Source organism: Cryobacterium sp. TMT2-15-1 (assembly GCF_004402345.1).
GTDB classification, from domain to species: Bacteria; Actinomycetota; Actinomycetes; order Actinomycetales; family Microbacteriaceae; genus Cryobacterium; species Cryobacterium sandaracinum.
The window spans coordinates 20,873-45,542 of sequence record NZ_SOGD01000050.1; the positions used below are offsets into that span (position 1 = coordinate 20,873).

Annotated in this window: 24 protein-coding genes; 10 read left to right on the top strand and 14 right to left on the bottom strand. The window is 63.5% G+C overall.

The window, feature by feature from the left end; all coding sequences use genetic code 11:
- Nucleotides 1-16 precede the first annotated feature (16 nt).
- The 4 genes from E3O62_RS13245 to E3O62_RS13260 all read right to left on the bottom strand — a co-directional run bounded on the left by E3O62_RS13245 (nucleotide 17) and on the right by E3O62_RS13260 (nucleotide 5,004).
- Nucleotides 17-1,021: a GDP-L-fucose synthase gene (locus E3O62_RS13245; protein ID WP_134398821.1), complete on the bottom strand. Its 1,005-nt coding sequence runs from the start codon at nucleotides 1,019-1,021 to the stop codon at nucleotides 17-19.
- A gap of 2 nt (nucleotides 1,022-1,023) precedes the next feature.
- Nucleotides 1,024-2,076: a GDP-mannose 4,6-dehydratase gene (gene gmd / locus E3O62_RS13250; RefSeq protein ID WP_134398822.1), complete on the bottom strand. Its 1,053-nt coding sequence runs from the start codon at nucleotides 2,074-2,076 to the stop codon at nucleotides 1,024-1,026.
- A 160-nt stretch (nucleotides 2,077-2,236) separates the two neighbouring features.
- Nucleotides 2,237-4,516 (bottom strand): hypothetical protein, encoded by a 2,280-nt coding sequence (locus E3O62_RS13255; protein ID WP_134398823.1) that lies wholly within the window; start codon nucleotides 4,514-4,516, stop codon nucleotides 2,237-2,239.
- Between the two features lie 11 nt (nucleotides 4,517-4,527).
- The gene (locus E3O62_RS13260) at nucleotides 4,528-5,004 is read right to left on the bottom strand and encodes a hypothetical protein (RefSeq protein ID WP_134398824.1); all 477 of its coding nucleotides are present in this window, start codon (nucleotides 5,002-5,004) and stop codon (nucleotides 4,528-4,530) included.
- Between the two features lie 135 nt (nucleotides 5,005-5,139).
- On the opposite strand from E3O62_RS13260, the gene E3O62_RS13265 reads away from it, so the two are divergent.
- From E3O62_RS13265 to E3O62_RS13275, 3 genes are read left to right on the top strand one after another with little or no spacing between them, the layout of a single operon-like run.
- Complete coding sequence (locus tag E3O62_RS13265) at nucleotides 5,140-6,060, top strand: ABC transporter permease (RefSeq protein WP_134398825.1); 921 nt, start codon at nucleotides 5,140-5,142, stop codon at nucleotides 6,058-6,060.
- A 1-nt stretch (nucleotide 6,061) separates the two neighbouring features.
- Nucleotides 6,062-7,249: an ABC transporter ATP-binding protein gene (locus E3O62_RS13270; protein ID WP_134398826.1), complete on the top strand. Its 1,188-nt coding sequence runs from the start codon at nucleotides 6,062-6,064 to the stop codon at nucleotides 7,247-7,249.
- A gap of 4 nt (nucleotides 7,250-7,253) precedes the next feature.
- Nucleotides 7,254-8,468: a polysaccharide pyruvyl transferase family protein gene (locus tag E3O62_RS13275; RefSeq protein ID WP_134398827.1), complete on the top strand. Its 1,215-nt coding sequence runs from the start codon at nucleotides 7,254-7,256 to the stop codon at nucleotides 8,466-8,468.
- Here E3O62_RS13275 and E3O62_RS13280 read toward each other — a convergent pair.
- From E3O62_RS13280 to E3O62_RS13290, 3 genes are read right to left on the bottom strand one after another with little or no spacing between them, the layout of a single operon-like run.
- Nucleotides 8,412-9,425: a glycosyltransferase family 2 protein gene (locus E3O62_RS13280; protein WP_166786489.1), complete on the bottom strand. Its 1,014-nt coding sequence runs from the start codon at nucleotides 9,423-9,425 to the stop codon at nucleotides 8,412-8,414. The genes E3O62_RS13275 and E3O62_RS13280 overlap by 57 nt on opposite strands.
- A complete protein-coding gene (locus E3O62_RS13285; protein WP_134398828.1) occupies nucleotides 9,418-10,347 on the bottom strand; it encodes an NAD-dependent epimerase/dehydratase family protein in 930 nt (309 codons plus the stop codon). Before E3O62_RS13285 ends, E3O62_RS13280 begins: the two co-directional genes overlap by 8 nt.
- Nucleotides 10,340-11,629, bottom strand: a complete 1,290-nt coding sequence (locus tag E3O62_RS13290; RefSeq protein ID WP_241973496.1) for a glycosyltransferase family 1 protein — start codon at nucleotides 11,627-11,629, stop codon at nucleotides 10,340-10,342. The genes E3O62_RS13285 and E3O62_RS13290 overlap by 8 nt, the downstream gene beginning before the upstream one ends.
- A gap of 154 nt (nucleotides 11,630-11,783) precedes the next feature.
- Between E3O62_RS13290 and E3O62_RS13295 the strand changes: the two genes are divergently transcribed.
- Complete coding sequence (locus E3O62_RS13295) at nucleotides 11,784-12,656, top strand: glycosyltransferase family 2 protein (protein WP_134398830.1); 873 nt, start codon at nucleotides 11,784-11,786, stop codon at nucleotides 12,654-12,656.
- A 1-nt stretch (nucleotide 12,657) separates the two neighbouring features.
- Here the strand turns inward: E3O62_RS13295 and rfbA are convergent, their stop codons facing one another.
- Nucleotides 12,658-13,527 carry a glucose-1-phosphate thymidylyltransferase RfbA gene (gene rfbA / locus E3O62_RS13300; RefSeq protein WP_134398831.1) on the bottom strand — a complete coding sequence of 290 codons (870 nt, stop codon included), beginning with the start codon at nucleotides 13,525-13,527 and terminating at the stop codon, nucleotides 12,658-12,660.
- Nucleotides 13,528-13,529: 2 nt separating this feature from the next.
- Nucleotides 13,530-14,138 carry a dTDP-4-dehydrorhamnose 3,5-epimerase family protein gene (locus E3O62_RS13305; RefSeq protein ID WP_134398832.1) on the bottom strand — a complete coding sequence of 203 codons (609 nt, stop codon included), beginning with the start codon at nucleotides 14,136-14,138 and terminating at the stop codon, nucleotides 13,530-13,532.
- 72 nt (nucleotides 14,139-14,210) lie between these two features.
- Between E3O62_RS13305 and rfbB the strand changes: the two genes are divergently transcribed.
- Genes rfbB through E3O62_RS13320 form a run of 3 tightly spaced genes read left to right on the top strand, consistent with a single transcriptional unit; the run spans nucleotide 14,211 to nucleotide 17,193 of the window.
- On the top strand, nucleotides 14,211-15,197 hold the full coding sequence (gene rfbB, locus E3O62_RS13310; protein WP_134398833.1) for a dTDP-glucose 4,6-dehydratase: 987 nt from the start codon (nucleotides 14,211-14,213) through the stop codon (nucleotides 15,195-15,197).
- Nucleotides 15,197-16,051, top strand: coding sequence for a dTDP-4-dehydrorhamnose reductase (rfbD, locus tag E3O62_RS13315; protein WP_134398834.1), 855 nt, complete (start codon nucleotides 15,197-15,199; stop codon nucleotides 16,049-16,051). The genes rfbB and rfbD overlap by 1 nt, the downstream gene beginning before the upstream one ends.
- On the top strand, nucleotides 16,048-17,193 hold the full coding sequence (locus E3O62_RS13320; protein WP_134398835.1) for a glycosyltransferase family 1 protein: 1,146 nt from the start codon (nucleotides 16,048-16,050) through the stop codon (nucleotides 17,191-17,193). Before rfbD ends, E3O62_RS13320 begins: the two co-directional genes overlap by 4 nt.
- A gap of 50 nt (nucleotides 17,194-17,243) precedes the next feature.
- On the opposite strand, the gene E3O62_RS13325 is transcribed toward E3O62_RS13320, so the two are convergent.
- The 3 genes from E3O62_RS13325 to E3O62_RS13335 all read right to left on the bottom strand — a co-directional run bounded on the left by E3O62_RS13325 (nucleotide 17,244) and on the right by E3O62_RS13335 (nucleotide 20,293).
- The gene (locus E3O62_RS13325; protein ID WP_134398859.1) at nucleotides 17,244-18,602 is read right to left on the bottom strand and encodes an LCP family protein; all 1,359 of its coding nucleotides are present in this window, start codon (nucleotides 18,600-18,602) and stop codon (nucleotides 17,244-17,246) included.
- Nucleotides 18,602-19,069 carry a 5-(carboxyamino)imidazole ribonucleotide mutase gene (gene purE, locus E3O62_RS13330; RefSeq protein WP_134398858.1) on the bottom strand — a complete coding sequence of 156 codons (468 nt, stop codon included), beginning with the start codon at nucleotides 19,067-19,069 and terminating at the stop codon, nucleotides 18,602-18,604. The genes E3O62_RS13325 and purE overlap by 1 nt, the downstream gene beginning before the upstream one ends.
- Nucleotides 19,070-19,156: 87 nt before the next feature.
- Complete coding sequence (locus tag E3O62_RS13335; RefSeq protein ID WP_134398836.1) at nucleotides 19,157-20,293, bottom strand: 5-(carboxyamino)imidazole ribonucleotide synthase; 1,137 nt, start codon at nucleotides 20,291-20,293, stop codon at nucleotides 19,157-19,159.
- Nucleotides 20,294-20,414: 121 nt separating this feature from the next.
- On the opposite strand from E3O62_RS13335, the gene E3O62_RS13340 reads away from it, so the two are divergent.
- A complete protein-coding gene (locus E3O62_RS13340; RefSeq protein ID WP_134398837.1) occupies nucleotides 20,415-20,906 on the top strand; it encodes a GtrA family protein in 492 nt (163 codons plus the stop codon).
- On the opposite strand, the gene E3O62_RS13345 is transcribed toward E3O62_RS13340, so the two are convergent.
- Nucleotides 20,903-21,460, bottom strand: a complete 558-nt coding sequence (locus E3O62_RS13345) for a PH domain-containing protein (RefSeq protein WP_241973492.1) — start codon at nucleotides 21,458-21,460, stop codon at nucleotides 20,903-20,905. The genes E3O62_RS13340 and E3O62_RS13345 overlap by 4 nt on opposite strands.
- Before the next feature lie 6 nt (nucleotides 21,461-21,466).
- Nucleotides 21,467-22,309, bottom strand: a complete 843-nt coding sequence (locus tag E3O62_RS13350; RefSeq protein ID WP_134398838.1) for a biotin--[acetyl-CoA-carboxylase] ligase — start codon at nucleotides 22,307-22,309, stop codon at nucleotides 21,467-21,469.
- A gap of 186 nt (nucleotides 22,310-22,495) precedes the next feature.
- On the opposite strand from E3O62_RS13350, the gene E3O62_RS13355 reads away from it, so the two are divergent.
- Together E3O62_RS13355 and E3O62_RS13360 are read left to right on the top strand one after the other, a co-directional pair.
- Nucleotides 22,496-24,109 carry an acyl-CoA carboxylase subunit beta gene (locus E3O62_RS13355; RefSeq protein ID WP_370247467.1) on the top strand — a complete coding sequence of 538 codons (1,614 nt, stop codon included), beginning with the start codon at nucleotides 22,496-22,498 and terminating at the stop codon, nucleotides 24,107-24,109.
- Nucleotides 24,110-24,118: 9 nt separating this feature from the next.
- Nucleotides 24,119-24,424, top strand: a complete 306-nt coding sequence (locus E3O62_RS13360) for a hypothetical protein (protein ID WP_241973493.1) — start codon at nucleotides 24,119-24,121, stop codon at nucleotides 24,422-24,424.
- The last annotated feature ends 246 nt before the right edge of the window (nucleotides 24,425-24,670 follow it).

A 24,670-nucleotide genomic window follows, 5' to 3' on the forward strand; every position in this document is an offset into this window, starting at 1 on the left:
GGCCAGCACACCCCGCTCAGGCTCGGAGTGCGTCCGCGTGTGCGTGGTACCACTCCACGGTTGACCGCAGCCCGTCTTCAAGGCCAATCTGCGCCGTCCAGCCTGCCCCGGCGAGCTTGGACACGTCCAACAGTTTCTGCGGGGTACCATCTGGCTTCGTGGTGTCCCACTCTGTCTCGCCGGTGAACCCGACCACCCGTGCGACCGTCTCCGCGATCTCACGGATCGTGACGTCGCTCCCGGTGCCCACGTTGACCTGCTCCGGCCCGTCGTAGTTTTCCAGCAGGTGCAGGCAGGCTGCCGCCATATCGTCGACGTGCAGGAACTCACGTCGCGGCGTGCCAGTGCCCCAGTTGGTCACACTCTGCGCACCCGACTTCGCGGCCTCGTCATACCGGCGGATGAGCGCCGGCAGCACATGAGATCCCGTGGGCGAGAAGTTGTCGCCGGGACCATAGAGGTTCGTCGGCATCGCCGAGATCCAGGGAAGTCCGTACTGGCGTCGCACAGCTTGAATTTGGAGGATGCCCGCAATCTTCGCAATCGCATACGCGTCATTCGTTGGTTCGAGATGCCCGGTGAGGAGAGAGTCTTCCCGGATCGGCTGCGGCGCAAGTCTCGGGTAGATGCAGGACGAGCCCAGGAACAGCAATCGCTCCACCCCATACTTCACGGCAGCATCGAGCACATTCACCTGGATACGCAAGTTGTCGCTGAGAAAATCTACCGGGTAGGTGTTGTTGGCAAGGATGCCACCCACTTTCGCGGCGGCGAGAACGACGTACCGCGGCTGAGTCTCGGCGAAGAATCCGAAGACCGCGTCCCGGTCCTTCAAATCCAGCTCGGCCGATGACCGGCCGACGAGGTCCGTGAACCCTTCAGCCTCGAGGTGACGCCAGATCGCGGAACCCACGAGGCCGCGGTGGCCCGCCACATAGAACCGGGAAGTCCGCTCCAACGCCGTCGGAACGAAGGCGCCCTGCTCCCGGTCGCCAGCATTTGACCCCGCAAGGATAGTCATCGTCAGTTCGCTCCGGCACTGACGGGGGCCGTGCCCCAGCTCGCAAGCTTGACCTCATCGATCCACCGGCTACCGGAATGCTCCAAAGCGGTGATGTCAGCGTCAACCATGATGCGAGCCAGTTCAGCGGTATCGACAGTGGCCTTCCAGCCCAGCTTGGCTTCAGCCTTGGAAGCGTCACCGACGAGCGCATCGACCTCGGTCGGGCGAAGGTACCGCTCGTCGAACCGAACGTGGTCCTCCCAGTTGAGGCCTGCGTGGCTGAACGACGTCTCAACGAAGTCGCGCACGGTGAAGTTGCCGCCGGTGGCGAGAACGAAGTCATCGGGCTCATCGACCTGCAGCATGCGCCACATGCCCTCGACATACTCCGCCGCATACCCCCAGTCCCGGATCGAGTCCAGATTACCGAGATACACGTGGTCCTGCGTGCCGGCCTTGATCGCCGCAACAGCACGGGTGATCTTGCGCGTCACGAACGTCTCGCCGCGGCGCGGGGACTCATGGTTGAAGAGAATGCCATTGACGGCGAACATGCCGTAGGCCTCACGGTAGTTCTTCGTGATCCAGTAGCTGTACACCTTCGCCGCACCATACGGGGAACGCGGATAGAACGGCGTCTCCTCATTCTGCGGCGGCGGGGTAGCGCCAAACATCTCGGATGAAGACGCCTGGTAGAAGCGTGTCGTAATGCCCGACATCCGCACAGCCTCCAGCAACCGGATGGTGCCCATCCCGGTCGTGTCCCCCGTGTGCTCCGGCTCATCAAACGACACCCGGACATGCGACTGCGCGGCCAGGTTATACACCTCATCCGGCTTGATCTCCGCGAGGAGCGTCACCAGACGGCTGCCATCGCTCAAGTCACCGTAATGCAGGAACAACTTGGCCGCCGGGTCATGCGGATCCACATACAGGTGATCAATACGCGACGTGTTGAACGTGGACGCTCGACGAATCAGCCCGTGCACCTCATACCCCTTCGAGAGCAGGAGTTCCGCCAAGTAGGAACCATCCTGGCCCGTGATACCGGTGATAAAAGCGCGCTGAGCCAAGTGAACCCCATCTATTTGTTCAGGTGAGCTGGATGCCGATAATTTGATCCGCGATCCCATCTCCGTACGATGCAAATATATGTATTTTAGATCAACTTCAGCCAGGCCTCGGAACGAACGGCGTTCCGACTGGAGGAACTCGGGCGGAGCCCGGGCTTCATCAGGCCGCGGCGCCCGAGGGAATGAGCCTCCCGAATGACCCCGGGACGTTCATCCAAGGAGTTCCATTACTCAAGGCCGCGAAGCGGGCCATGCTGGAAATTGAATGCTTCTGACCGCCGGCAAGCTGGTACAGACTTCCATCAGGCGTTCTGATGAACGCCGTGGCCGGAATACCGATGGTGAGTTGGCTGCAGGTGAACTTGTCCATGGATACATAGTCGAATGGAAACAGACTCAGCTGGTCCTGACCTACTGCGTGCAGACTTCCGTCACCGCTCACGTACTCCACTCCCCCGCACAAAACGCCATATGTCAGTGGCTTGCTTGAGATTGGATAGGCCTTGATTCGTTCATCCTGCGCAAACACGAAACCGTTGATACCCGCGCCCGATGGGAACTCAAAGTTGCTGAATGGAATCCGCGAGGTGACGCCATCGATCAAGTACACGGTGGCGTCCTGTGGTGAACGCACGAGGGTGCCCGCGGTGAGGGCAACAATGCCCTTCGGCAAGCCGTCAATGACACTATCGGGGAGAGTCTGGATCACGGGGGTGCCAGTCGGCGAGATCGCGAGGAGTGCAGCCCACGAGTTGATAGGGCGAACGTCAGTCGGCATGAGGACGTACACCGTCCCACTTGTCGGCGATTTGATCAGCGACCCGTCCTCGACCACGCCCTTGACCGGGTAGGCGTCCAGCAGCTGTTGCGCAACGGGGACCGGAGCCAGTCCCGATCCGCGGACAGCTGACTTCCACTCGTATCGACCGTCCGAGGCAAGGATGCTGATGCCGCTCTGGCCGGCCAGACTTGCGACGCCGGTGAAGGCCACGGGAGCGTTCTGAATCAGCTGGATGCTCGACGCGCCGAGCGAGCCGCTGTTTCTTGCCCCGACCCCTGAACCGTTCACGTTCACCGCGCTGATGGAATACCTCAGCCCGCCCGCGAGTAGGGAATACGTGGAAGTGGACCGGGTCCGCACAAATACTGAGTCCCGAACGATCGGCGTTCCAAGCTTCAGGGCGGACACAGCATTCTCACTGAGCACGTTGAAGCCAGCCGGGATCCCGGCTGCCTTCTGTGACGCGTCGTCGAGGATTTCCCGCTTCTCGCCCGCCTTGATGTAGTAACGGCTGCCTTCGACGGTGCCGAGCACAGAGGTCAGGGCTGGCCCCGTCTTGAACTCACCGATCTGGTAGGCGGTCAGCTGCACGTATCCGTTGGAGGCGCAGCTGGATCCATAATCGGCTGCCTGCGTGCAGGACGTGAATGGAAGCTTGATGCCAGAGTCGTAGAAGTAGATCGTTCCGTCCGGAGAGCGCAAGCTCCTGCCAACGTTGTGGGCGGTGGTGAATCGATCGAGATAACTCTGGGAGACGTAGCCGACATTTCCCAGGGGAGCCAACGAAATGAGGATTCCGATGCTCGGGACGGCGTACTTTATTTTGCCTGAAACGAGGTAAACAGTACCGTTATCAACGGTCCGGAGGAGGCTCGAGGAGGTGGTGGGTGAGCCGAACCAGTCTGAGAACATCCGCCAGAAATTGCGGTTGCCGTAGGAACTGCATGAATCGCCCGAACCATACAGGTTCGCGAGAGCGGCGCCGTTGGGCTGGTAGGGCGTGTAGTTATAGAGACCAGCCGTTGCCTGGTTCTGAATGAGAACTGAGCTCGAACCACAGGCGGAATTGGGGTGGAATCGGACGAAGTTGGTGCGTCCCGCCACGTGATTCCACCGCGTGGGGTTGGCGGCATAATACTTGAACTGAAGCGCGGCTGAATAGACTTGGTTGAAGAAGCCGTAGTAGTTCACATCACAGTCCGCGGTGTCAGGGCACCCGTATCCGGTCGCGCTTCGGTACTGACGGTCTGTGGGCCAGTCATCGCTGACGAGGCCTTGTTCCTTTTCAATAAGCACGAGCATTGCTTTTTGGCTCACGCCGCAGGCGATTCCGACTCTGGAGATAATATCGGCGGCTGACTCGTTTTGCCCGCTGTAAGCCGCACAAGCTCCACTCACCGCCGCTTTGCTCGGCGTCACCGTCCGGAAGTCCTTCAGACAGATGTATCCAGAGCGGCAGGTCGCGACCTTTGAGTTCAAAAAACTCTGAACGGATGAGGCGCTCATGGCCTGTCCGTCGTAGAAAGTGGCATCGCTGATGATGTTTCCGGGATCGAAGTCATTACCCGTTGCGGCCACCGCGGCGTCCGGTGCAACGACACTGCCCACACCCGAGAGGAGGGACACCCCGAGCAGGGCCGCAGTGGCGAGTGCGATCAATCGGCGAGTTTTCACGGGATCTCCATTTCAACGGGGACCCCGGTGACGGGGCCTCCCCCAACTGACGTGTACAGCAATGCCACATTCCATTCGCCTTTAGAAAGGCTCTCCACCGGGACCTGAGCGGAACGGCAGGAAGTGCCCGATGCGTTCGCGATCGAATCCGTCTGAACCTCGACCGTCGAGTCAAGATCGGTGAAAACAAACCGGCACAGGCCACCGTCCTCGATGATCCCCGAGACATAACCTGAAACGGTCACGTTCAGACCGTCGACGTCGACCCCGGCAACGACGATCACCGTCTCCGGCACGGCCGACGACATCGCGGTCGGTGTCGGTTTCTCACTCGGAATCTGGGTGACCGGTGGTTGCGGCCGCTCCGTTGCTGTCGGGATCGACGCGGAGCAGGCGCTGAGAAAGACGGCGACCGCGCCAACGAGCAAGACGGAGTGAAGGGTGCCACGGATGCCGTGATCGGCCTGCATCATACGGATATCTCCTCAATGCCAAGACGATCAGCTTCGCAAGGCTATCTGATGCGCCTCGCGCGCTTCCGCCGCAACACGCTAAGGTTTTCCGCCTAGAATCGAAGCTGACCTTTACCGACAAATGAAATGTGGCCTATGACAGGCTCTGCTGCAGACCAGCGCGCCCTCAAGATATCTGAAGAACCGCTCCGCCCCGTGGGGCAGCAATACGGCTTCGTCACCGGGACTGTGGAATCAATCAAAGATATTTGGGCACATCGCGAGCTGATGGGTCTCTTGGTTCGACGCGAAATCAAGGCTCGTTACAAGGACAGCTCGCTCGGATTCCTCTGGAGTCTCGTGCGACCGCTGACGCAATTGTTGATCTATTACTTCGCAATCGGCCAGATCATGGGCTTGGCGCGTAACATCCCCAGCTTCGCCATATTCGTGTTTGTGGGTCTGACGATCTGGGGTTTGTTCACAGAAATTGTTTCCAGCGGCACGACCTCCATCATCAATAACTCTGGCTTGGTGAAGAAGATCTACCTACCCCGGGAAATCTTTCCCTTGGGAAGCGTGGGTGGTGCGCTCTTCAACTTTGCGATTCAGTTCGGTATTCTTCTGCTCGCTACGCTCGTTGCGAGGCAGTTCCCACTGACGACTAACGTTCTGTACGCGCCCCTGGCTTTCCTCACCATTCTTATTTTCGGCACAGCGCTCGGGATCTTCCTCTCCAGCGTGAACGTTTATCTTCGAGATGTGCAGCACCTCGTCGAGGTTGCCTTGATCGTTCTCTTCTGGGCGTCGCCGATCGTTTACTCCTTCAGCTTCGTCCATGACAAGCTGAACGGAAATCTGCTGGAGCAGATCTACCTGCTAAACCCGATCACTCTCGCTGTTCTGGGCATGCAGAAAGCTCTGTGGGTTGCGGGAACTACGGAGTCAACAACGGCGAACTGGCCTCCGGACCTTGGCGTCCGGCTTCTGATCGTGATGGCCATCGGGCTCGTTCTCCTCTGGCTCTCCCAGCGCGTGTTCTCACGACTCCAAGGTAATTTTGCACAGGAACTTTGAAATGAAACAGCCAGCAACCATCATCAGCGTTACCGACGTTTCCAAACGTTTTGTGCTTCACAAAGACAAATCGGTGAAGGAACGACTGCTCAACTTCTCTCGCGCCAGAGCCCATCGCGAGGATTTCTGGGCTCTGAAAGACATCTCCCTCGACATTGCGACCGGATCCACCGTCGGCCTCGTGGGGCATAACGGTTCCGGAAAGAGCACCCTGCTCAAAGTCATTGGCGGGATCATCCAGCCAACAACAGGTTCCGTGCTTCGCCGCGGCCGAATGGCGGCGCTCCTCGAGCTTGGGGCCGGCTTTCACCCAGACCTCACGGGCCGGGAAAACGTTTACCTCAATGCCGCACTTCTGGGCCTCTCCAAGCAGGAAACAGACCGGGAATTCGATGAAATCGTCGAATTCTCGGGCATCGAAGAATTTATAGACACGCAGGTCAAGTTCTATAGCTCTGGCATGTACGTGCGCCTGGCTTTCTCGGTCGCCATTCACGTTGATCCTGATGTACTCCTCGTAGACGAGGTACTCGCCGTGGGCGACGAGCCTTTCCAGCGAAAGTGCATGGACAAGATCGCACAGTTCCAGAGTGAAGGTCGGACGATTGTCCTTGTGAGCCATTCAAGCGAGCAAGTCGGTCGGCTCTGCGATCGGGTCGTCGTGCTCGACAAAGGCAAGATCATGCATGATGGAGACCCGACTGAGGGCATTCGCATACTTCGCGAGGGATACGATGCGGCTTCACATCGTGTGGACACCTCCCTCACAGTTCCACGACCGCGGACGCCATATTCGCTGGCTGGAGCACGAGCACACACCCATCACGCGAATGGACGGTTGGATCTTGAAGTTGACATCGATGTCGATGTCAACGAACCTCAAGACCATTGGGGTATCGGACTGTCAATCGAGAACACCCTGGGCATGAACCTCTACGGAATGACAACGTTCACCATGGCAACTGAACTGCCAAACACCCCGGGCCGCCACATGATCCGTCTGGCCTTCCCCGACATCCACGTCGGTACGGGAAAGTACTTGGTGAACGTCGGCCTGGGCGACTCTGCGGGCACCACATTCGACCGTAGAAGCGGCGTCACATCCTTCAACGTGGTCGACGAGGGCCCCGGCAACGGCATCCTCAGCCTGAGGCCTGAAATCGTCCTCACGGCTGACGAAGACCGATAGCCGTATGTATACCACGCTGGGGAACCTCCTCTACGACTCGGTCAGCCCCAACACGGGCGACATCGCCATTGGTCTCGCGGGCCAGCAGGCTTTTGCTGAACTTGACGTTCGTGCCCGCATCATCGACCCCTTCGAACCGAATATGCCCAGTCCTCTGATCGTTGGCGGCGGCGAGCTGATCCGCGTCACCGGTGATCCGTTCTACGATTCATTTCGTCAGCGCGGTCGGCACATCCTAAATGCCGCGGGAGTATGGTCTTCGGCCGACGACCTTGACTATCTGAGGGAGTATGCTTTCGTTTCCGCCCGATCACAGCGTGAAGTCGAGGTACTTCGGAAGTGGGTGCCGGACGCTGAGGTCGTTCCGTGTGCAACGACGATCCTCAAGAGTGACCATTTCGAGATTCCCGGCGTCGAACAAGGGGAACCGTTGGTCGGTATCCATATGGTTCCTCATTCTCTGAGGCTGATTGAGGACCTGATTCCGCTCATTGATGCGATTCCCTACAAGAAGGTTTTCATTCCATTCACGCATTACAACAGTGACGCGTCGTTCATGAAGTCCCTGCCGTTCGATCGTACGAATAGCGTCATACTCGACCGTCTGACACCGCTGCAGCTGCATTCCGTCATCGGCCAGATGAAGTACGTCACCGTGTCCTCCCTGCACGCGTCGATCTTCGCGTACAGCCAAAACGTCCCCTTCATTTCTGTCCATCAGAAGAAGGCTGAGTATTACTTTGCGGACCGGGGGCTCATCGAAAATCTGGTCAAGTCGCGTGCGGAGTTCGTTGAGCAGCTCAATCGCCTCGAGGAGGAACGGCCGGATTACAGTTCGCTCGTCGAAGCGGACCAAGCCCGTGTCCGAACCACCTTCTTACGGTATCGCGATCTTATCTCAGACCACTCGACCGCCGACTGGCGGGAGTCCCCGGCCGCTCTATCCTCGGTCCGTGACGTCATCATGCTGGACCAGGCCCAGCACGTCATCGGCGATCGTGATCTGGCTCTTTCCTATTCAGAGTCGCGACGACTGAAACTGCGTGCTGACGCGAATCATCTCGCCATGGACCTGAGTCGGGCCCACACCGAACTCGACGAGTTGACTACCGCATACGACCTGCTGCGCACCGCGTGGTGGGTAGTGTTCGTTCGGGAGACGTCAGGCTTCGTGCGTCGAACTTTCAGACAAATTGCGGCTGTGTTCAAGAGATCCTGACTTGATGGCGTCGGGATCCGTCAGATCCGTCAGGGTCGACGCTCGGTAGCTCGTCCACTTCCGCACCTGGTAGCGGGGATTCATGGCGAGCCAGAAGAGCCGGCGCTTCCAGCTGAAGTCGGGGTCTCGGAGAATGCGCAGCGTGTCTCCGGCGATTCCCCGTGCGGTGAGGCGGAACTGTGCCCGCCCCGTCATGGGTGGGATCGGGAAACCGATCTGGCGCAGACCGATGGTCTCGTCGAAGATCCGCTTGCCGTATTCGGCCAGGGTGAGGTCGTTCGAGTGCTCGACCGCCGCACGACCTGCGTACGCCTTGCGATAGCCGGCCTCGATCAGGTCCTTGCCGAAGAGCTGGTCCTCCGCGTATCGCACATCGCGGTACGGGATGGTGTCGAGAAGAAAGTCCCGCCGCGCGGCCGAATTGACGTCGGAATAGAAGCTGATGGCGTTCAGCACACCCTCACTCTGCACGAACGCATCCTTGTAAAACACGGACGTACCCCAGTCAGGTCCGAAGCCCGCGAAAACACCCTGGATCTCGTACTTGAGCAAGGGGAAACAGCCGGAGCGAGGAATCTGCTTGCCCATCACGGCGACAATGCGCTCATCGAGCCGGAACGGTTCGAGCAACTCGCGCAGCCACTGGCGGGAGGCGGGGATGGCATCGTGGGTCAGGTATGCCACGAACTCGCCGGTCGCCAGCTGGGCGGCCAGGTTACGGGTCTTGCCGTGCCCGAACTCTGAGTTCGGGATCTCGTGCAGGCGCACCGAGGGGAATCGGCGCACGATGTGGAGGGTCGAATCCGTCGATCCTGAATCGATCACCAGCACCTCGACCGCTCCGTCGAGCTCCTGGCCCAGTACTTCGGTAAGGATGCGTTCGAGGTAGACCTCGCCGTTGTAAGTCAGGATCGCGACCGTCGCACGGATCGGGGTCGCAGAGGTCTGGTCAGTCATTCGGATGCTCTCGGATTTCTTCGTAGGTGAGCCTGACACCCTCGTCGAGCTCGGTCATGTCGGTGGTGCCGAACTCCAACCCGTAGCGCTCGGTGTCCAGCACCACCCGGTCCACGAATGTGGGCGGGGCGGGTCGTTCCTCGATGGCAAAGTCGATGCCAGTGACGCGGCGCAAGGAGTCGATAATGTCGGTCACCGAGTAGCCGATGCCACTGCCCAGATTGTAGAGATCAAATTCGGTGTCGACGCCTACCATCGGGGTCACCATCCGAACCAGGTCCTCGACGTAGACGTAGTCTCGCACCATCGACCCGTTGCCCAGCCGGATCACCGGTCGTCCCATGGAGATCTGTCGCAGAGCGATCGGAATCAGGCCCTGCTTCTTGTTGGGCTTCTGGCGCGTCCCGTAGGGGTTTGAAATGCGCAACGCGGTTGAATCGAGGCCGTGCTTGGTCTTGAAGTAATGCAGGTAGTGCTCAATCGACAACTTGCCGATCCCATACGGAGAAATCGGCAGCGCCCGGTCGATCTCGGAGTACTCCGCCTTGCCCTGCGGTCCATATATGGCACCGCCGGTCGAGGCGAAGTAGAACCGTTTGATCCCTGCGGTCGCGGCCGACTCGAGTAGCTCGACGGACTGGGCGACGTTGGTACGGATGTCCAGGGTCGGATCGCTTTCAGCGGTGGCCGGACTCGTGGTCGAGAGGAAGTGGAAGACGTAGTCCTGGCCGTCCACGGCACCTTCGAGATCGGAGCGGCTGAGGAACTCCCCCTGCAGGACCCGCACGCCGGGGGCATCGAACGTCGGGTTCTGAGAGCTGAACCGGTCGAAGGCGGTGACGTCATGCCCTGCGGCGGCGAGGGAATCGACCAGGTGGGAGCCGATGAAGCCGTTGGCGCCGATGACGACTGTCTTAGCCACGCATGGCCCCTTCGAACGCCGAGAGGAATTGCACGCCGGAATCCGACCAGTTGACGTGCGCGACCGACTCTGACATCGCGATCGATCGTTCGACCGCATCGGGATGGTCGAACACCTCGGCCATTTTGCGGGCAATGGCCAGCGGCGAGGCGGGCACGTACTCGATGAAGGGGTTGTCCGAGACCATCCGGTTGTTCGGCCCGTCGTTGACCACGGGAGTGACACCGCTCGACAACAGCTCTAGCGGCAGCAGGGACATATTCGAGAGCGACATCACCAGACCCGCGGCGCAGCGATTGTACACGGCGTTGAGTTCGGAGATGTCGAGGCTTGAGAGGTTGGTGTATTCGAACGGGATGTTCCAGTTAGAGACGTCCCAGCCGGCAAGGTTGATGCGCACATCGGGCTTGAGCTGGGCGAACTCCGCCAGGGCGAGCAGCCCGAATTCGAAGGCGCGGCGCGGGGTGACGGGCCGGGCGTAGAAGAAGACCTCGTTGCGCCGTTCCACATTCGTGACGCTGTAGTGGGTCTTGTCGACCGCGAAATCAAAGTGGTCCGTGGTCATGCCGTACTCGGTGGAGAGCTTGTGTGCCAGCCATCCGCCGGCGGTGATGCCGTGGAAGCCGAATTTGTAGGTGTTGCCAGCCAACAGGGATTCGGAGCCGAGAGGGTAGAAGCTCGACTCGTAGTCCTGCACGAAGTAGAACCGGCGGGCGTGAGACATGTCGAGGTACGCCGGGTAGGCGGTCTCCCAGCCCGTGGCGAAGATGGCCTGGGTGTTCTCGTCGACGCCCTGCTCGCGGTCGTACATCGTGATGCGGGCGGCCACTTCCGGGTACGCCGCGGCCGACTTCAACATCGCGCGAATGTCGGGGATGCTCACTTCGGCGGCGCTAGTCGTATAGAGATAAATCGAGCAGCGGTGCCCGGCTTTCTCGGCGATGTCGATGAACCGGAACAGGTTCTGATGCCCGCCACTTTCGAGGCCGGGAGGCGACATGATCCAGGCGATGTCGACTAGCCCTTCTGTGACCACCGTCGGGGAGACTCGCCAAGGCGGTGACTGGGTCCAGTCCAGCTCCGCCGCATCCCTGTTCGCGACGAGCATGACGGTCTCATGACGCGCGATCTTCGAGCTGGCCTTGGTCAGGCTGCGCACGATAAAAACGCGCGGACCCTCCGCACGCAGAACTCGCGCGGGCCGCAGGGCGATGTGCAGCGCCTTGCCTACAAAGACTTTGGGACCCTGTTCGCGGATAATGCGGAGGCTCCTGCGGAACACGGTCAAGAGATCCCCTTGTCGGTCGTCATCGGATCGGTGTCAGTAGTTATAGGCATGTCCGCCTCATTCTATCAACGGGCCCGGGACAAGCCTGATCCCGGCCGATCGCGACGGAGACCCGGGACAACATGGGCACTGAGTATGCTTGACTCTGATGTCTAGCCCTCTCCTTGAGACCACGATAGTGGTCACGGTTACCTACAATTCGAGCTCCCACCTGCCGAAATTCCTCGACTCGGTGCGGACCAGCGAAGATCACCAGCTCACCGTGGTCGTGGCCGACAACCACTCATCTGACCTCGAGGCCACCACGGAAATCGCCCGCCTGCAGGGCGCGCGGCTCTTAGCCCTCGACGAGAACCGGGGCTACGGCGGCGCCATCAATGCGGCGATCGCGTCCCTACCCCCGCACATCACCTCGATCCTGATCTCGAATCCGGACGTCGAGCTTGGCCAGGGCGCGATCAGCGCACTGATTCTTGAACTCGCCGCTGATCCCCTCGTCGGCTCGGTCGGTCCGAGGGTGCTCAATGCCGACGGCACCACCTACCCGTCCGGGCGGCAGCTGCCCTCTCTCCGAAACGGAGTGGGGCATGCGCTTTTCGCACGCGTCTGGCCCGCCAACCCGTGGAGCCGCTCTTACCGGGCTGAGAGCCAAGGCTCGGAGGTGCGCCGCCCGGTCGGATGGCTGTCCGGAGCCTGTCTCCTCGTGCGGCGCACCGCGTTCGAGGAACTCAACGGTTTCGACGAGGGTTTCTTCATGTACTTCGAAGACGTCGATCTCGGCTACCGGATGGGGAAGGCTGGGTGGAAGAACATCTACTCGCCTCAGGCATCGGTCGTGCACACCGGTGCGCACTCGACCAGTGCTGAGTCGGGCAAGATGGTGCTGGCCCACCACGACAGCGCGTATCGCTACCTCGAGAAGAAGTACTCGGCTCCTTATCTGGCTCCCGTACGCTGGGTGCTCAAGATCGGCCTGGCGGTGCGGGCCCGCCTGTTCACCCGCACCGGCCGACTCGGCTAGTTCAGTTGTTCGTGGCGATGAGCCCGGTCAGGTAGCGACCGTAGCCGCTCTTCTCAAGCGGCTCCGCCAGGGCTTCGAGTTCGGAATTGGAGATCCAGCCGGCGCGCCACGCGATCTCCTCGATGCAGCCGACCTTGAATCCTTGACGGTCTTCGATCACACGCACGTACTCGGATGCCTGCATCATCGACTCGAACGTCCCGGTATCGAGCCACGCCGTGCCGCGGTCGAGAACCTGCACGTGCAGGTTGCCCTGTTCGAGATAGCGCTCGTTGACGGTGCTGATCTCGAGTTCGCCGCGCGCGCTGGGCTCGATGGTCTTCGCGATCTCGACGACCGAATTGTCATAGAAGTAGAGGCCGGGCACCGCGTAGTTGCTCTTCGGCTTCGTCGGCTTCTCCTCGATCGACAGCGCGGTCATGCTGTCGTCGAACTCCACCACGCCATAGGCGGTGGGGTTGCTCACGTGGTAGGCAAAGATCCGTGCGCCCACCAGATCGGCGTTGCCGCGAAGGGCCGAACCCAGCCCGGCACCGTGGAAGATGTTGTCGCCGAGCACGAGAGCGACGCTCTGGTCCCCGATGAATTCCTCGCCGATGATGAACGCCTGGGCGAGCCCGTCCGGCGACGGCTGCGAGGCGTACTCGATCCTCAGGCCGAGGTGAGACCCGTCACCGAGCAGCGCCCGGAACTGGTCGTTGTACTCGGGCGTGGTGATGATCAGGATCTCGTTGATGTCCGCCATCATCAGCGTCGACAGGGGATAGTAAATCATCGGCTTGTCGTAGATGGGCATCAGCTGCTTGGAGATGCCCTTCGTGATCGGCCAAAGCCGAGAGCCCGAACCGCCGGCAAGGATGATTCCGCGCATTGTTACTTTCCTTCGTTCATGGAGGTGTAGAGGGCCCGGGCGTCGGCCCAGGTAGGCAGCAGGCCGCTGGCGGCGGCTTCGGTCAGGCTCGGGGCATCCGTATCCTTCGGGGACAGGAGCAGCTCGCCGGCCTCGGGCGGGAAGACCAGACCGATGTCCGTGTCGAGCGGGTTGATGCCGTGCTCGCGTCCCGGGTTGAAGGGCGCGGTGACGAGGTAGCTGACCGTGGCATTGTCGGTGAGTGCCACGAAGCAGTGGCCGAGGCCCTCGGCGATATAGATCGCGCGACGGTCGGTGTCGTCGAGCAGAACGCTGTCCCACTGGCCGAAGGTCGGCGAGCCGACCCGGATGTCGATCACGTAGTCGAGCACGGCACCATGCGTCGCCGTGACATACTTCGCCTGGCTCGGCGGGATGTCGGCGAAGTGGATACCGCGCACGGAACCACGCTTGGACACGGACGTGTTGGCCTGGGCGATGTCGAGGCGGTGCCCGATCGTCTCCTCGAGGCGGTCGAAGCGGTACCACTCGAGGAAAACCCCCCGGTCGTCGCCGAACTGCTTCGGAATGATTTCATAGGAATCGGGGATGGAGAGTTCGCGGATCTTCACCGGGGAAGTCTACCAAGCGCGTTCCAGTAGAATCGCGAGGGCACTTTCATCGAACGGAACGGTTACCTCCATATGAAGATCCTCGTCACCGGCGGAGCCGGTTTCATCGGCTCGAACTTTGTTCGGCGCACCCTCGAAGACGCCTACCCGGGCCTCGAAGGAGCCGAGGTCGTCGTGCTCGACGCCCTCACCTACTCGGGCAACCTCGAGAACCTGGCCCCCGTCGCCGGGTCCCCGCGTTACTCGTTCGTGCACGGCGACATCCGTGACGCCGCACTGCTCGACGAGCTCTTCCCTTCTCTCGACGCCGTGGTGCACTTCGCCGCCGAGTCCCACGTGGACCGCTCGGTGCGCGACGCCTCGATCTTCGTCGAGACGAACGTGCTCGGCACGCAGCAGCTGCTCGACGCGGCGCTCCGCCACAACCTGGCCCGGTTCGTGCACGTCTCCACCGACGAGGTCTACGGATCCATCGCCGAGGGATCGTGGAACGAGGAGCGCGCGCTCGAGCCGAACTCTCCCTACTCCGCATCGAAGGCCGGCAGCGACCTGCTCGCGCGCAGCTACCACCGCACGCACGGTCTGAATATCTCGATCACGCGCTGCTCGAACAACTACGGGCCGTACCACTTCCCGGAGAAGGTCATCCCGCTGTTCGTCACCAACCTGATCGACGGCTTGCACGTTCCCCTCTATGGCGAGGGAAACAACATCCGTGACTGGCTGCACGTGGACGACCACACCCGCGCCATCGCGATGGTGCTCTCACGCGGCCGCGCCGGTGAGATCTACAACATCGGCGGCGGCACCGAGCTGACCAACAAGGAGCTCACGCAGATGCTGCTCGACTCCGCCGGCAAGGACTGGTCCTACGTCGACCGCGTCGCCGACCGCCTCGGCCACGACCTGCGCTACTCCGTGGATATCTCGAAGATCCAGGCCGAACTCGGCTACGCGCCCCTGGTTCCGTTCGAGCAGGGGCTCGCGGACGTCGTGCAGTGGTACCGCGACAACCGCACCTGGTGGGAGCCGCTCAAGGCCCGTGCGGCATTGAGCTGATGACCCGCTATCTGATCACCGGCGCGGCCGGGATGCTCGGACGCGACCTACAGGCCGCGCTCGCCGGCCGCGACGTCACAGCGTTCGACCGCACCGAGCTGGACATCACCGACCGGGCCGCTGTTCTGGCTCAGGTCGTCGGCTACGACGTCATCATCAACGCCGCCGCATACACGCAGGTGGACGACGCCGAGACGAATGAGGATGCCGCGTACGCGATCAACGCGACCGGCCCCCACAACCTGGCGCTGGCCGCATCCGCCACCGGGGCGAAGCTCGTGCAGATCTCCACCGACTACGTGTTCGACGGCAGCGCCACCGCACCCTACGCGGAGGACACCGAGATCGACCCGATCTCCGCCTACGGCCGCACCAAGGCCGCCGGCGAGGCGTTCGTAATGCAGGAACACCCGGCGGGCAGCTACATCGTGCGCACGGCCTGGCTCTACGGCCAACACGGCCCGAACTTCCCCAAGACCATGCTGAAGCTGGCTGCAGCCCGCGACACCCTCAGCGTCGTCGACGACCAGGTCGGTCAGCCGACCTGGACCGCCGACCTGGCCGCGCAGATCGTCACCCTGCTCGATTCCGACGCGCCCGCCGGCATCTACCACGGGACCAGCTCCGGCGTGACGAGCTGGTTCGGCTTCGCCCAGGCCGTCTTCGCCACGGCCGGCCTTGACCCTGAACGGGTCACTCCGACCGACAGTTCGCAGTTCGTGCGCCCGGCCCCCCGTCCCACGTATTCGGTGCTCGGCCACGATGCCTGGGCTGCCGCCGGGCTGTCCCCCATTCGCGACTGGCGCGAGGCTCTGGCCGCGGCGGCCGAGCAGGGGATCTTCGCGGACCGATGACCACACTGAGAGTCGTCCTGGACCAGATGATTGCACCGGTCCCGGGCGGCATCGGGCGTTACACCGAAGAACTGACCCGGGCCCTGATCGCGGCGGCGCCGGTCGGTTGCGACCTCGAAGGAATCGTGTCGTCGGCGTCGGCCGAGCACTACGCCAGGGTCGAGGCGTCCCTGCCGGGTCTGGCCAGTCTGCACAAGACCACGTTGCCGCGGCGCGAGCTCACGGCGGCCTGGCAACTGGGCATCGCCAACAGTTCCGGGTCGGGCATGATCCATGCCCCCTCCCTGCTGGCGCCCCTGCGCAAGCACAGCATCGTCAACGACGGCACCCAGGTGACCGTCACCATTCACGACGTGCTGGCCTGGACGCATCCGGAGGCGCTCACTCCGGCGACCGTCGCCTGGACGAAGGTCATGGTCAAACGCGCCCGCAAACACGCGGATGCGATCGTGGTGCCCAGCCACGCCGTGGCCCACCAGCTCGCGGACATCGTCGACCTCGGCGACCGCGTACGGGTGATCGGCGGCGGAATCGGCAGCGGCCTCCGCCTTCCGTCTAACTCCTCCGCGACGGAGATCATCGCGGAACGCCTGGCGTTGCCGAACGAGTACATCGTCACCGTCGGCACGCTCGAGCCGCGGAAGGCCATCACGGCGCTGATCACGGCCCTGGGCCTGCCGGGAGCGCCGGATCTCCCGCTGATCGTTCTGGGACCGGCCGCCTGGGGTGAGCTCGACATGGCATCCGTCGCGGACGAGGCCGGCCTCCCGTGGGGCCGGGTGCGCGCCCTGAACGGGCTGACCGACGAAGAGTTGGCCGTGGTCATCTCCCGGGCGGCCGTGTTCGTCTACCCCAGCCGGGAAGAAGGCTTCGCCGGGCCGATGATCCAGGCGTTCCACCTGGGCACCCCGGTCGTGCATTCGGACGCCCCGGCCCTGGTCGAGGCCGCCGGCGACGCGGGGCTGGTCGTCGAGCGTGAGAAGGCCTCCGGGTACCCCGAACGACTGGCTGCGGCCGTCACCCAGGTGCTGAGCGACACCAATCTTGCAAACCGGCTGCGCATCTTCGGTACCGATCGAGCCCAGGCCTTCACCTGGCGCGATTCCGCCGAGCGCATCTGGTTGCTGCACGCGGACCTGTAACAGCACCACCGATTCCGGGGCCGTTCGACCGACCCCGGACCCAACCGACCCTACGGGACCGGTTCCGCCGTGGGCGGCGGAACCAGGGCGGCTTCGATCAGGCTGCGGATGACGTCATAGTCGGGATCCTCCGGGTCGATGTCGTTTTCCGGCACCAACTCGACGGACTGGATCGGCAGCGCCTTCGTCTTCGACGCCAGGTGCGTGAAATAGCCGAGCATGCTCTGAGGGATGTCGGTCTTCACGACCTGGCTGCCGGCCGATGCAACCGCCTGGAACTTCGTCAGCACGTTGGCGGGGCTCGCCTGCTGCAGGATCGCCTCCTGCACCTGCCGCTGCCGCACCATCCGGTCGTAGTCGCTCGTGTCATGGCGTGAGCGGGCATACCAGAGCGCGTGGTAGCCGTCCATATGCTGCATGCCGGGCTCGAACCAGAAGGCAACCTCGGTGAAGGTCTCGTCGGTGTGCACCGGGACACGGTGGTCGACGTTGATGTCGACTCCGCCGAGCGCGTCGACGAGGTCGGAGAATCCCTGCATGTCGATCAATACGTAGTACTGGATTGTCAGCCCGGTCACGCCCTGGGCCGCGTCGCGCATGCCTTCGATGCCGGGTTCGCTGCCGCTGTCGACAGCATCCGGGTACATCTCCGGGCTCTTCACCTCCACCTCGGTGTAGATCGAGTTCAGCATGCACGCGGAGACCTCACAACCGTCGATCGACCCGTACCCTTCCGGGTACAGGTCGGCGAGTGGCCCCGCAGAGAACGGCACGTCCTCCAGGTTGCGCGGCAAGCCGATCATGCTGGCCTGGCCGGTCTCCGCATCGATGCTGACCACGGAGATGCTGTCGGGGCGTAGACCCTCACGGTCGGGGCCGGCGTCGCCGCCGAGCAGCAGGATGTTGTAGCGGCCGTCGGCGGGCGGCTCCGTCGGGCCTGCCACGAAGACCGACGAGAGGAACCCGCTGGCCGTCGTGGCCACGTAGGCGCCGTACCCGGCCGTGCCGACCACGCCCACCATCAGTACCGTCGCGAGCCCGGCGATGATCGGGCGGGCCTTGGGGGTGGCGCGCACGAGCCGCACGAGACGCAGGGTGTCCAGGGACAGGATCAGCCAGACCACACCGTAGAAGGCCAGCAGCAGGGCGGCCGCCCACAGGCCGATCGAGTTGGTGAACACGGTCAGAGCGACGGCAGGCCAGAGAGTGTAGACGACCCCCACGACCACCGCGAGGGCGAGCAGCGTGAGCGTCATGCCGAGGCCGAACCGGCCGAGCCGACGGTTGCCGGCCAGCACCTGCGCGGAGCCGGGCAGCACGCTGTTGAGCACGACGAGCCACCAGGCCCGTTTGGTCATGATCGGGGCGGACCCGAGATCCGGATGCCGGATCGGCGTGCGTGCACTGATCATAGTTTTGCTTGGAGGTCCATGTTCTTCTGCTCGACTTGTGCGGCGAGCATCTCCCGATAGCCGAGCAGCTTGACCCGCAGGGAGTCGTCGGCGATGGCAAGGACCTTGACGGCGATCAGGCCCGCGTTGCGTGCTCCGCCGATGGAGACGGTGGCCACGGGCACCCCGGCCGGCATCTGCACGATCGACAGGAGCGAGTCCAGGCCGTCGAGCCGACCCAGCGGAACGGGCACGCCCACCACCGGCAGGGTGGTCACGGCCGCGAGCATGCCGGGCAGGTGAGCGGCGCCGCCGGCGCCGGCGATGATCACCCGGATGCCGCGCGCATGGGCGCTCTGGCCGTACGCGATCATCTTCTCCGGGGTGCGGTGCGCGGAAACGACCTGCACCTCGAAGGGAACGTCGAAGTCGCGCAGGAGTTGCGCCGCGTCGCTCATCACCGGCCAGTCGGAATCGGAGCCCATCACGACGCCCACAAGCGGCGTCAGGGCGGTCTCGCGCGGAGCGGTCTCGAGCACAGGGTTGTCTGTCACGCAGTCGATCCTATTTGGTCAGTCCTGAAAAACTGCCGCTGCGGCCCGCGCCTGGTACGCGACGAGGTCCAAATCATCCCCGCCGACGGTCACATGGCCAACCTTGCGCCCCGGCCGGGGATCCTTGCCGTAGATGTGCACCTTGGCAGCCGGGTGGGCCTCGAACACGGCCGGGAAGCGCGCAGACAGGGTCCCCGACGCCGGTCCGCCGAGGATGTTGACCATGACCGTCCACGGGTCCCTGACGTCGGTCGCCCCGAGGGGAAGGTCGAGCACGGCGCGCAGGTGCTGCTCGAACTGGCTCGTCGTCGACCCCTCGATCGACCAGTGGCCGCTGTTGTGTGGGCGCATCGCCAACTCGTTGACCAGGATGCGTTCATCCGTCGTCTCGAACAGTTCGACGGCCAGCATGCCAGTGGCGCCGATGCCCTCGGCGATGCGCACGGCGATGTCGGCGGCGGCCCGGGCCAGCCTGCCCTCGGACTGGGGTGCGGGCGCGATGACCTCGGCGCAGACGCCGCCCTGCTGTACGGTCTCCACCACGGGCCAGAGTGCGATCTGGCCCGACGGTCGTCGCGCGACCAACTGTGCGAGTTCGCGACGGAACTCGACCAGCTCCTCCACCAGGAGGGCGCCGTCGTTGCCGTCTTCGGCGAGCGCGGCGAACCAGTCGTCGGCCTCGTGCTCGTGGGTGACCAGCCGAACGCCCTTGCCGTCGTAGCCGCCGCGGGCAGTCTTGACGACCGCGCGACCGTTGTGGGCGGCCAGGAACATACCCAGCTCGGCGGCGTTCTCGACCCGCGCCCAGTCGGGCACGGGCAGGCCCAGCTCGCTCAGGCGCTGACGCATCAGCAGCTTGTCCTGGGCGTAGAGCAGCGCGTCGGGGCCCGGGTGCACGGCCACGCCCCTGGCCACGAGCTCGCGCAGGATCCCCTGCGGCACGTGCTCGTGGTCGAACGTAACGACGTCGACGGTGTCGGCGAAGGCCAGCACCACGTCTCGGTCGCGGTAGTCGCCCACCTGCACCGCGGCCAGGTCGGCCGACATGCCCTCGTTCTCGGCCAGAACCCGGATCCGGATGCCCAGGTTGACAGCCGCCGGAATCATCATCCTGGCCAACTGGCCGCCGCCGATAACGCCCACAGTCGTGTTCATCGCTCCACCAATTCCTTGGTACCGGTCATTCTCCGGTACGGGTTCTCTCAGGCTGCAGGCTGGACCTCGCCATAGACTCAGGCTCTCGACCTCTATCTTTGCCCATCATCCGGAGGGATGCATGCCGAGTACACAGCGCCGATCAGCACGGCTTCTGGCTTTCGCCCACCAACTCGGCAAGTTCGGGGCTGTCGGCCTCGTCGGCTTCGTCGTGGACTTCACGGTCTTCAACCTGCTGCGCACCACGGTTTTCGACCCCACCGTGGTGGAGTCCGGACCGATCTACGCCAAAGTCGTGTCGACCACGCTGGCCATCATCGTGAACTGGATCGGCAACCGCTTGTGGACCTTCGGGGCCAACCGGCAGTCGCGCACGCTGCGCGAGGCGGCCGAGTTCTTCGCGGTCAGTCTCGTCGGGATGGCCATCGGCCTCGCCTGCCTCTGGGTCAGCCGCTACGGGCTCGGCTATACCAGCCTGCTCGCCGACAACATCTCGTCGAACGTGATCGGGCTGGGCCTGGGCTCGGCCTTCCGTTTCGTGCTCTACCGGCACTGGGTTTTCTCCCCGCGGCGCACGGCGAGGGCCGCGTCGGAGCGGGCGCTGGTTGCCTAGCGGGAGCCCCAGTGCGCGGTCTCGTCGGCGAGTGCTGACTGTTCCTGGCGGCGCAAGCCCATCAAGGTATGCGAGGACTCCATCAGGTCGTGCAACACCTGTTGCACCAGGGCGGCGTTAGGCACGTCTTTCAAGACGAGCGGATGCTCCAGCCCGGCGTTGATCAGAACGTCACCCGAGTGGGCCAGCGACTGCAGCCAGTTCTGGCGAACCGTCACGTCGTAGCCGCGGCTGTGCAGCAATTCCTGGCGGGTGCGCACGAAGAATCCGTGGCGGAAGATGATGCGCCGGGTGGTGATCGTGTAGCGGTTGTTCAGCCACGACGCCAGCGGCAGCAGCCAGAGCAGCAGCACGAGGGCGGCCGCGGCTGCCAGCAGTGCGATATTCTGCCACGGCTCCGGCAGGGAACCGTAGAAGTACCCGGTCGCCGCGGAAATGGCCAGCAGCGCCAGGGTGGGCCAGAACAGAACTCGGGCGTGCGGCCGGAGCCCGGCCACGACCGACTCGGCCGGGGGAAGCGCCTCGGCCGCCACGAAGCCCGCTGTCTTTGTCATAACCTATTAATACCGCAGGTGGGTGACATCCCCGGCGGCGACAGCCTGCAGTTCACCGTTCGCCTGGTCCTCGACGATGAGCCGGCCGCTTCGGTCGAGAGCAATCGCGGTACCGACCAGGTCGGTGCTACCGGGAAGTTCCACCCGCACGACCCCACCGAGTGTGCCGCACACTTCGGTCACCGCGTGCAGCAGCCCGCTTTGGACCGGGTCGCCCTCCGCGTCGAGGAATGCCCGGGTGAGCTGCCGCAGTTCGGTGAGGTAGCGGGCGAGCACGGCATCCGGGTCGGGGGCCGAACCGGTCACCAGCAGCAGCGACGTCGAGGTGAGCGTGGGCAGGTCGTGCTCGTCGAGGGACACGTTCAGGCCGGCGCCAATAACCAGCCCCTGCGCGTCGGGCAGCAGCTCCGAGAGGATGCCCGACACCTTGTAGCCGTCGATCAGCACGTCGTTGGGCCATTTCAGGGTGACCTCGTGCCGGGGCGCCTCCTCGCCGGCATCGTCCACCCGGGCTGCCAGGCTCGCCTCGACGACCGCGCGCACGGCCCGGGTCATCGCGACTCCAGCGAGCAGGGGAAACCAGCCGAAATGGTCGATCGGGAGCGGGGCGGCCGAGGCCCTCGGGCGGAGTAGCACCGAGATGGCCAGCGACTTTCCGGTGGGGGCGAGCCAGGTGCGACCCAATCGGCCGCGACCGCGAGTCTGGGTGTCGGTGACGACCGTCGACAGGTCGGGCCAGGCTGCGGCATCCTCGCCCGCAGCGTGGGCGACGAGCACGTCGTTCGTCGACCCGGTCTCGGGCAGGTACTCGAAACGCGGCACGACCTCGCGGCTGAGCGGAAACTCCATCTGGTTCTCTCTCCCTGTGGCTAACTCCTGTAATTCTGGCGAATACGGGCGCAAATGGCACAATTTCCGGCCCGAATCCGCCAATCCTCAGGAGTTGGCCACAGGAACGCAGACGCACCCGACCAGCAAACCGGCCGGTTTTTGTAGACAATCGTCAACGATCGGGAGCAGGGGCTGGCCGGTAGAGTGAACCGCGTGACTGAGAACTCGCCCCTTGCGGGCCCCGACCTGTACACGACGGCTGGAAAGCTCGCCGACCTCAAGCTGCGCTATCACGAAGCCGTGACCGCCAGCGGCGAGGCCGCGATCGAGAAACAGCACGCCAAAGGCAAGATGACCGCGCGGGAGCGCATCGACCTGCTGCTCGACCAGGGCTCCTTCGTCGAGATCGACGAGTTCGTGCGACACCGCACGCACGCATTCGGCATGGAGAAGAAGCGGCCCTACGGCGACGCGGTCGTCACGGGCACCGGCACCATCCACGGCCGCCAGGTCTGCGTCTACTCGCAGGACTTCACCATCTTCGGCGGCTCGCTCGGCGAGGTTGCCGGCGAGAAGATCATCAAGGTGATGGATCTCGCCCTCAAGACCGGTGTGCCCATCATCGGCATCCTCGACTCCGGCGGAGCGCGCATCCAGGAGGGCGTCGTCGCCCTCGGCAAGTACGGCGAGATCTTTCGCCGGAACACGGCCGCGTCCGGCGTCATCCCGCAGATCTCGATCATCTGCGGCCCCGCCGCCGGCGGCGCCGTCTACTCCCCTGCCCTGACCGACTTCGTGATCATGGTCGACAAGACCAGCCAGATGTTCGTAACCGGCCCCGACGTGATCAAGACCGTCACCGGTGAAGACGTCGGCATGGAAGAGCTCGGCGGCGCGCTCACGCACAACACGATCTCCGGTGTGGCGCACTACCTGGCCAGCGACGAGCCCGACGCCCTCGACTACGCCCGCACCCTGCTCAGCTTCCTGCCGGACAACAACCTGGCCGACCTGCCCGTCTTCGACAGCGACATCGAGCTCGAGACGACGGATGGCGACCGGGGCCTGAACACGATCATCCCCGATTCCGCGCACCAGCCTTACGACGTGAAGACCGTGATCGAGCACATCGTCGACCACGGCGACTTCCTCGAGACGCAGCCGTTGTTCGCCCCGAACATCGTCGTCGGCTTCGCCCGCGTCGAGGGACGCTCGATCGGCATCGTCGCCAACCAGCCCAACGCCATGGCCGGCACGCTCAACATTCCGGCCGGCGAGAAGGCCGCCCGGTTCGTGCGTTTCTGCGACGCGTTCTCGATTCCGATCCTCACCCTGGTCGACGTGCCGGGCTTCCTTCCCGGCACCGACCAGGAGTGGACCGGAATCATCCGCCGCGGCGCCAAGCTGCTCTACGCCTACGCGGAGGCGACCGTGCCTCTGGTCACCGTCATCCTGCGCAAGGCCTACGGCGGCGCGTACATCGTGATGGGCTCCAAGCAGCTCGGCGCGGACATCAACCTGGCCTGGCCGACCGCGGAGATCGCCGTGATGGGCGGCCAAGGCGCCGTGAACATCCTGTACCGTGCCGAGATCAAGAAGGCCGAAGCAGCCGAGGAGGATGTTGCCGCCGTGCGCACCCGGCTGGCCAACGAGTACACCTACAACGTGGCGAGTCCCTTCCTGGCGGCCGAGCGCGGCGAACTGGACGGCATCATCGAGCCGGCCACGACCCGCGTCGCGGTGACCAAGGCCCTGCGCGCCCTGCGCACCAAGCGAGCGAGTCTGCCGCCCAAGAAGCACGGAAACATTCCGCTGTAGGCGGGTGCTATGACCGATTCATCGAATGTTGCGAATGACCCGAGCTCCCCGAGCTCTTCGAGCTCAACCGAGGAGACCGAGGAGACCGAGGAGACCGAGGTTCCCCCGGTGCCCGGGCTGCGTTTCCTGACCCGCGGCGTCTCCCCCACAGAGGCGGCCGCCGTGTCGGCCGTTCTGCACGGCCTCGTGCGCGAGGAGAGCGACAACCTGCGCCAAGCGCCCGTGCGCGGCCAGAGCGCCTGGCAACGCAGCCAGCGCAGTGTCCGGGTGGCTCTGACCCCCGGCGCAGGCCGCTGGCGCGGATTCTCGGCCTGACCCTTCGGTTCCCAACCGTCGGGGGCTCCCGGTCCCCCTAAATGCCGACTTTTTTTACCGAACCGGTTAGACCAGTGTTGTTATTGCTCGGTGATGCTCTCTAGAGTTCACAACTAAAGCCCGTCGACTAGGGTAAGCAGTCGGGTTTTGGGGGCGCGTCAGGGTGACATTCGGGTTGTCGCCCTGGCACGAAAGTCGAAAGGGATCAACCACGGTTGGTCCCTTTCGCATTTGCCGGCGTGACCC

What these genes read in the sequence shown, in the direction of transcription:
- E3O62_RS13260 (WP_134398824.1), bottom strand. Translation starts at nt 5,004, where the DNA reads ATGATGCAGGCCGATCACGGCATCCGTGGCACCCTTCACTCCGTCTTG.
- E3O62_RS13345 (WP_241973492.1), bottom strand. Translation starts at nt 21,460, where the DNA reads ATGACAAAGACAGCGGGCTTCGTGGCGGCCGAGGCGCTTCCCCCGGCC.
- E3O62_RS13350 (WP_134398838.1), bottom strand. Translation starts at nt 22,309, where the DNA reads ATGGAGTTTCCGCTCAGCCGCGAGGTCGTGCCGCGTTTCGAGTACCTG.
- rfbA (WP_134398831.1), bottom strand. Translation starts at nt 13,527, where the DNA reads ATGCGCGGAATCATCCTTGCCGGCGGTTCGGGCTCTCGGCTTTGGCCG.
- E3O62_RS13265 (WP_134398825.1), top strand. Translation starts at nt 5,140, where the DNA reads ATGACAGGCTCTGCTGCAGACCAGCGCGCCCTCAAGATATCTGAAGAA.
- rfbD (WP_134398834.1), top strand. Translation starts at nt 15,197, where the DNA reads ATGACCCGCTATCTGATCACCGGCGCGGCCGGGATGCTCGGACGCGAC.
- E3O62_RS13340 (WP_134398837.1), top strand. Translation starts at nt 20,415, where the DNA reads ATGCCGAGTACACAGCGCCGATCAGCACGGCTTCTGGCTTTCGCCCAC.
- E3O62_RS13270 (WP_134398826.1), top strand. Translation starts at nt 6,062, where the DNA reads ATGAAACAGCCAGCAACCATCATCAGCGTTACCGACGTTTCCAAACGT.
- E3O62_RS13245 (WP_134398821.1), bottom strand. Translation starts at nt 1,021, where the DNA reads ATGACTATCCTTGCGGGGTCAAATGCTGGCGACCGGGAGCAGGGCGCC.
- E3O62_RS13335 (WP_134398836.1), bottom strand. Translation starts at nt 20,293, where the DNA reads ATGAACACGACTGTGGGCGTTATCGGCGGCGGCCAGTTGGCCAGGATG.
- rfbB (WP_134398833.1), top strand. Translation starts at nt 14,211, where the DNA reads ATGAAGATCCTCGTCACCGGCGGAGCCGGTTTCATCGGCTCGAACTTT.
- E3O62_RS13360 (WP_241973493.1), top strand. Translation starts at nt 24,119, where the DNA reads ATGACCGATTCATCGAATGTTGCGAATGACCCGAGCTCCCCGAGCTCT.
- purE (WP_134398858.1), bottom strand. Translation starts at nt 19,069, where the DNA reads ATGGGCTCCGATTCCGACTGGCCGGTGATGAGCGACGCGGCGCAACTC.
- E3O62_RS13275 (WP_134398827.1), top strand. Translation starts at nt 7,254, where the DNA reads ATGTATACCACGCTGGGGAACCTCCTCTACGACTCGGTCAGCCCCAAC.
- E3O62_RS13295 (WP_134398830.1), top strand. Translation starts at nt 11,784, where the DNA reads ATGTCTAGCCCTCTCCTTGAGACCACGATAGTGGTCACGGTTACCTAC.
- E3O62_RS13280 (WP_166786489.1), bottom strand. Translation starts at nt 9,425, where the DNA reads ATGACTGACCAGACCTCTGCGACCCCGATCCGTGCGACGGTCGCGATC.
- E3O62_RS13320 (WP_134398835.1), top strand. Translation starts at nt 16,048, where the DNA reads ATGACCACACTGAGAGTCGTCCTGGACCAGATGATTGCACCGGTCCCG.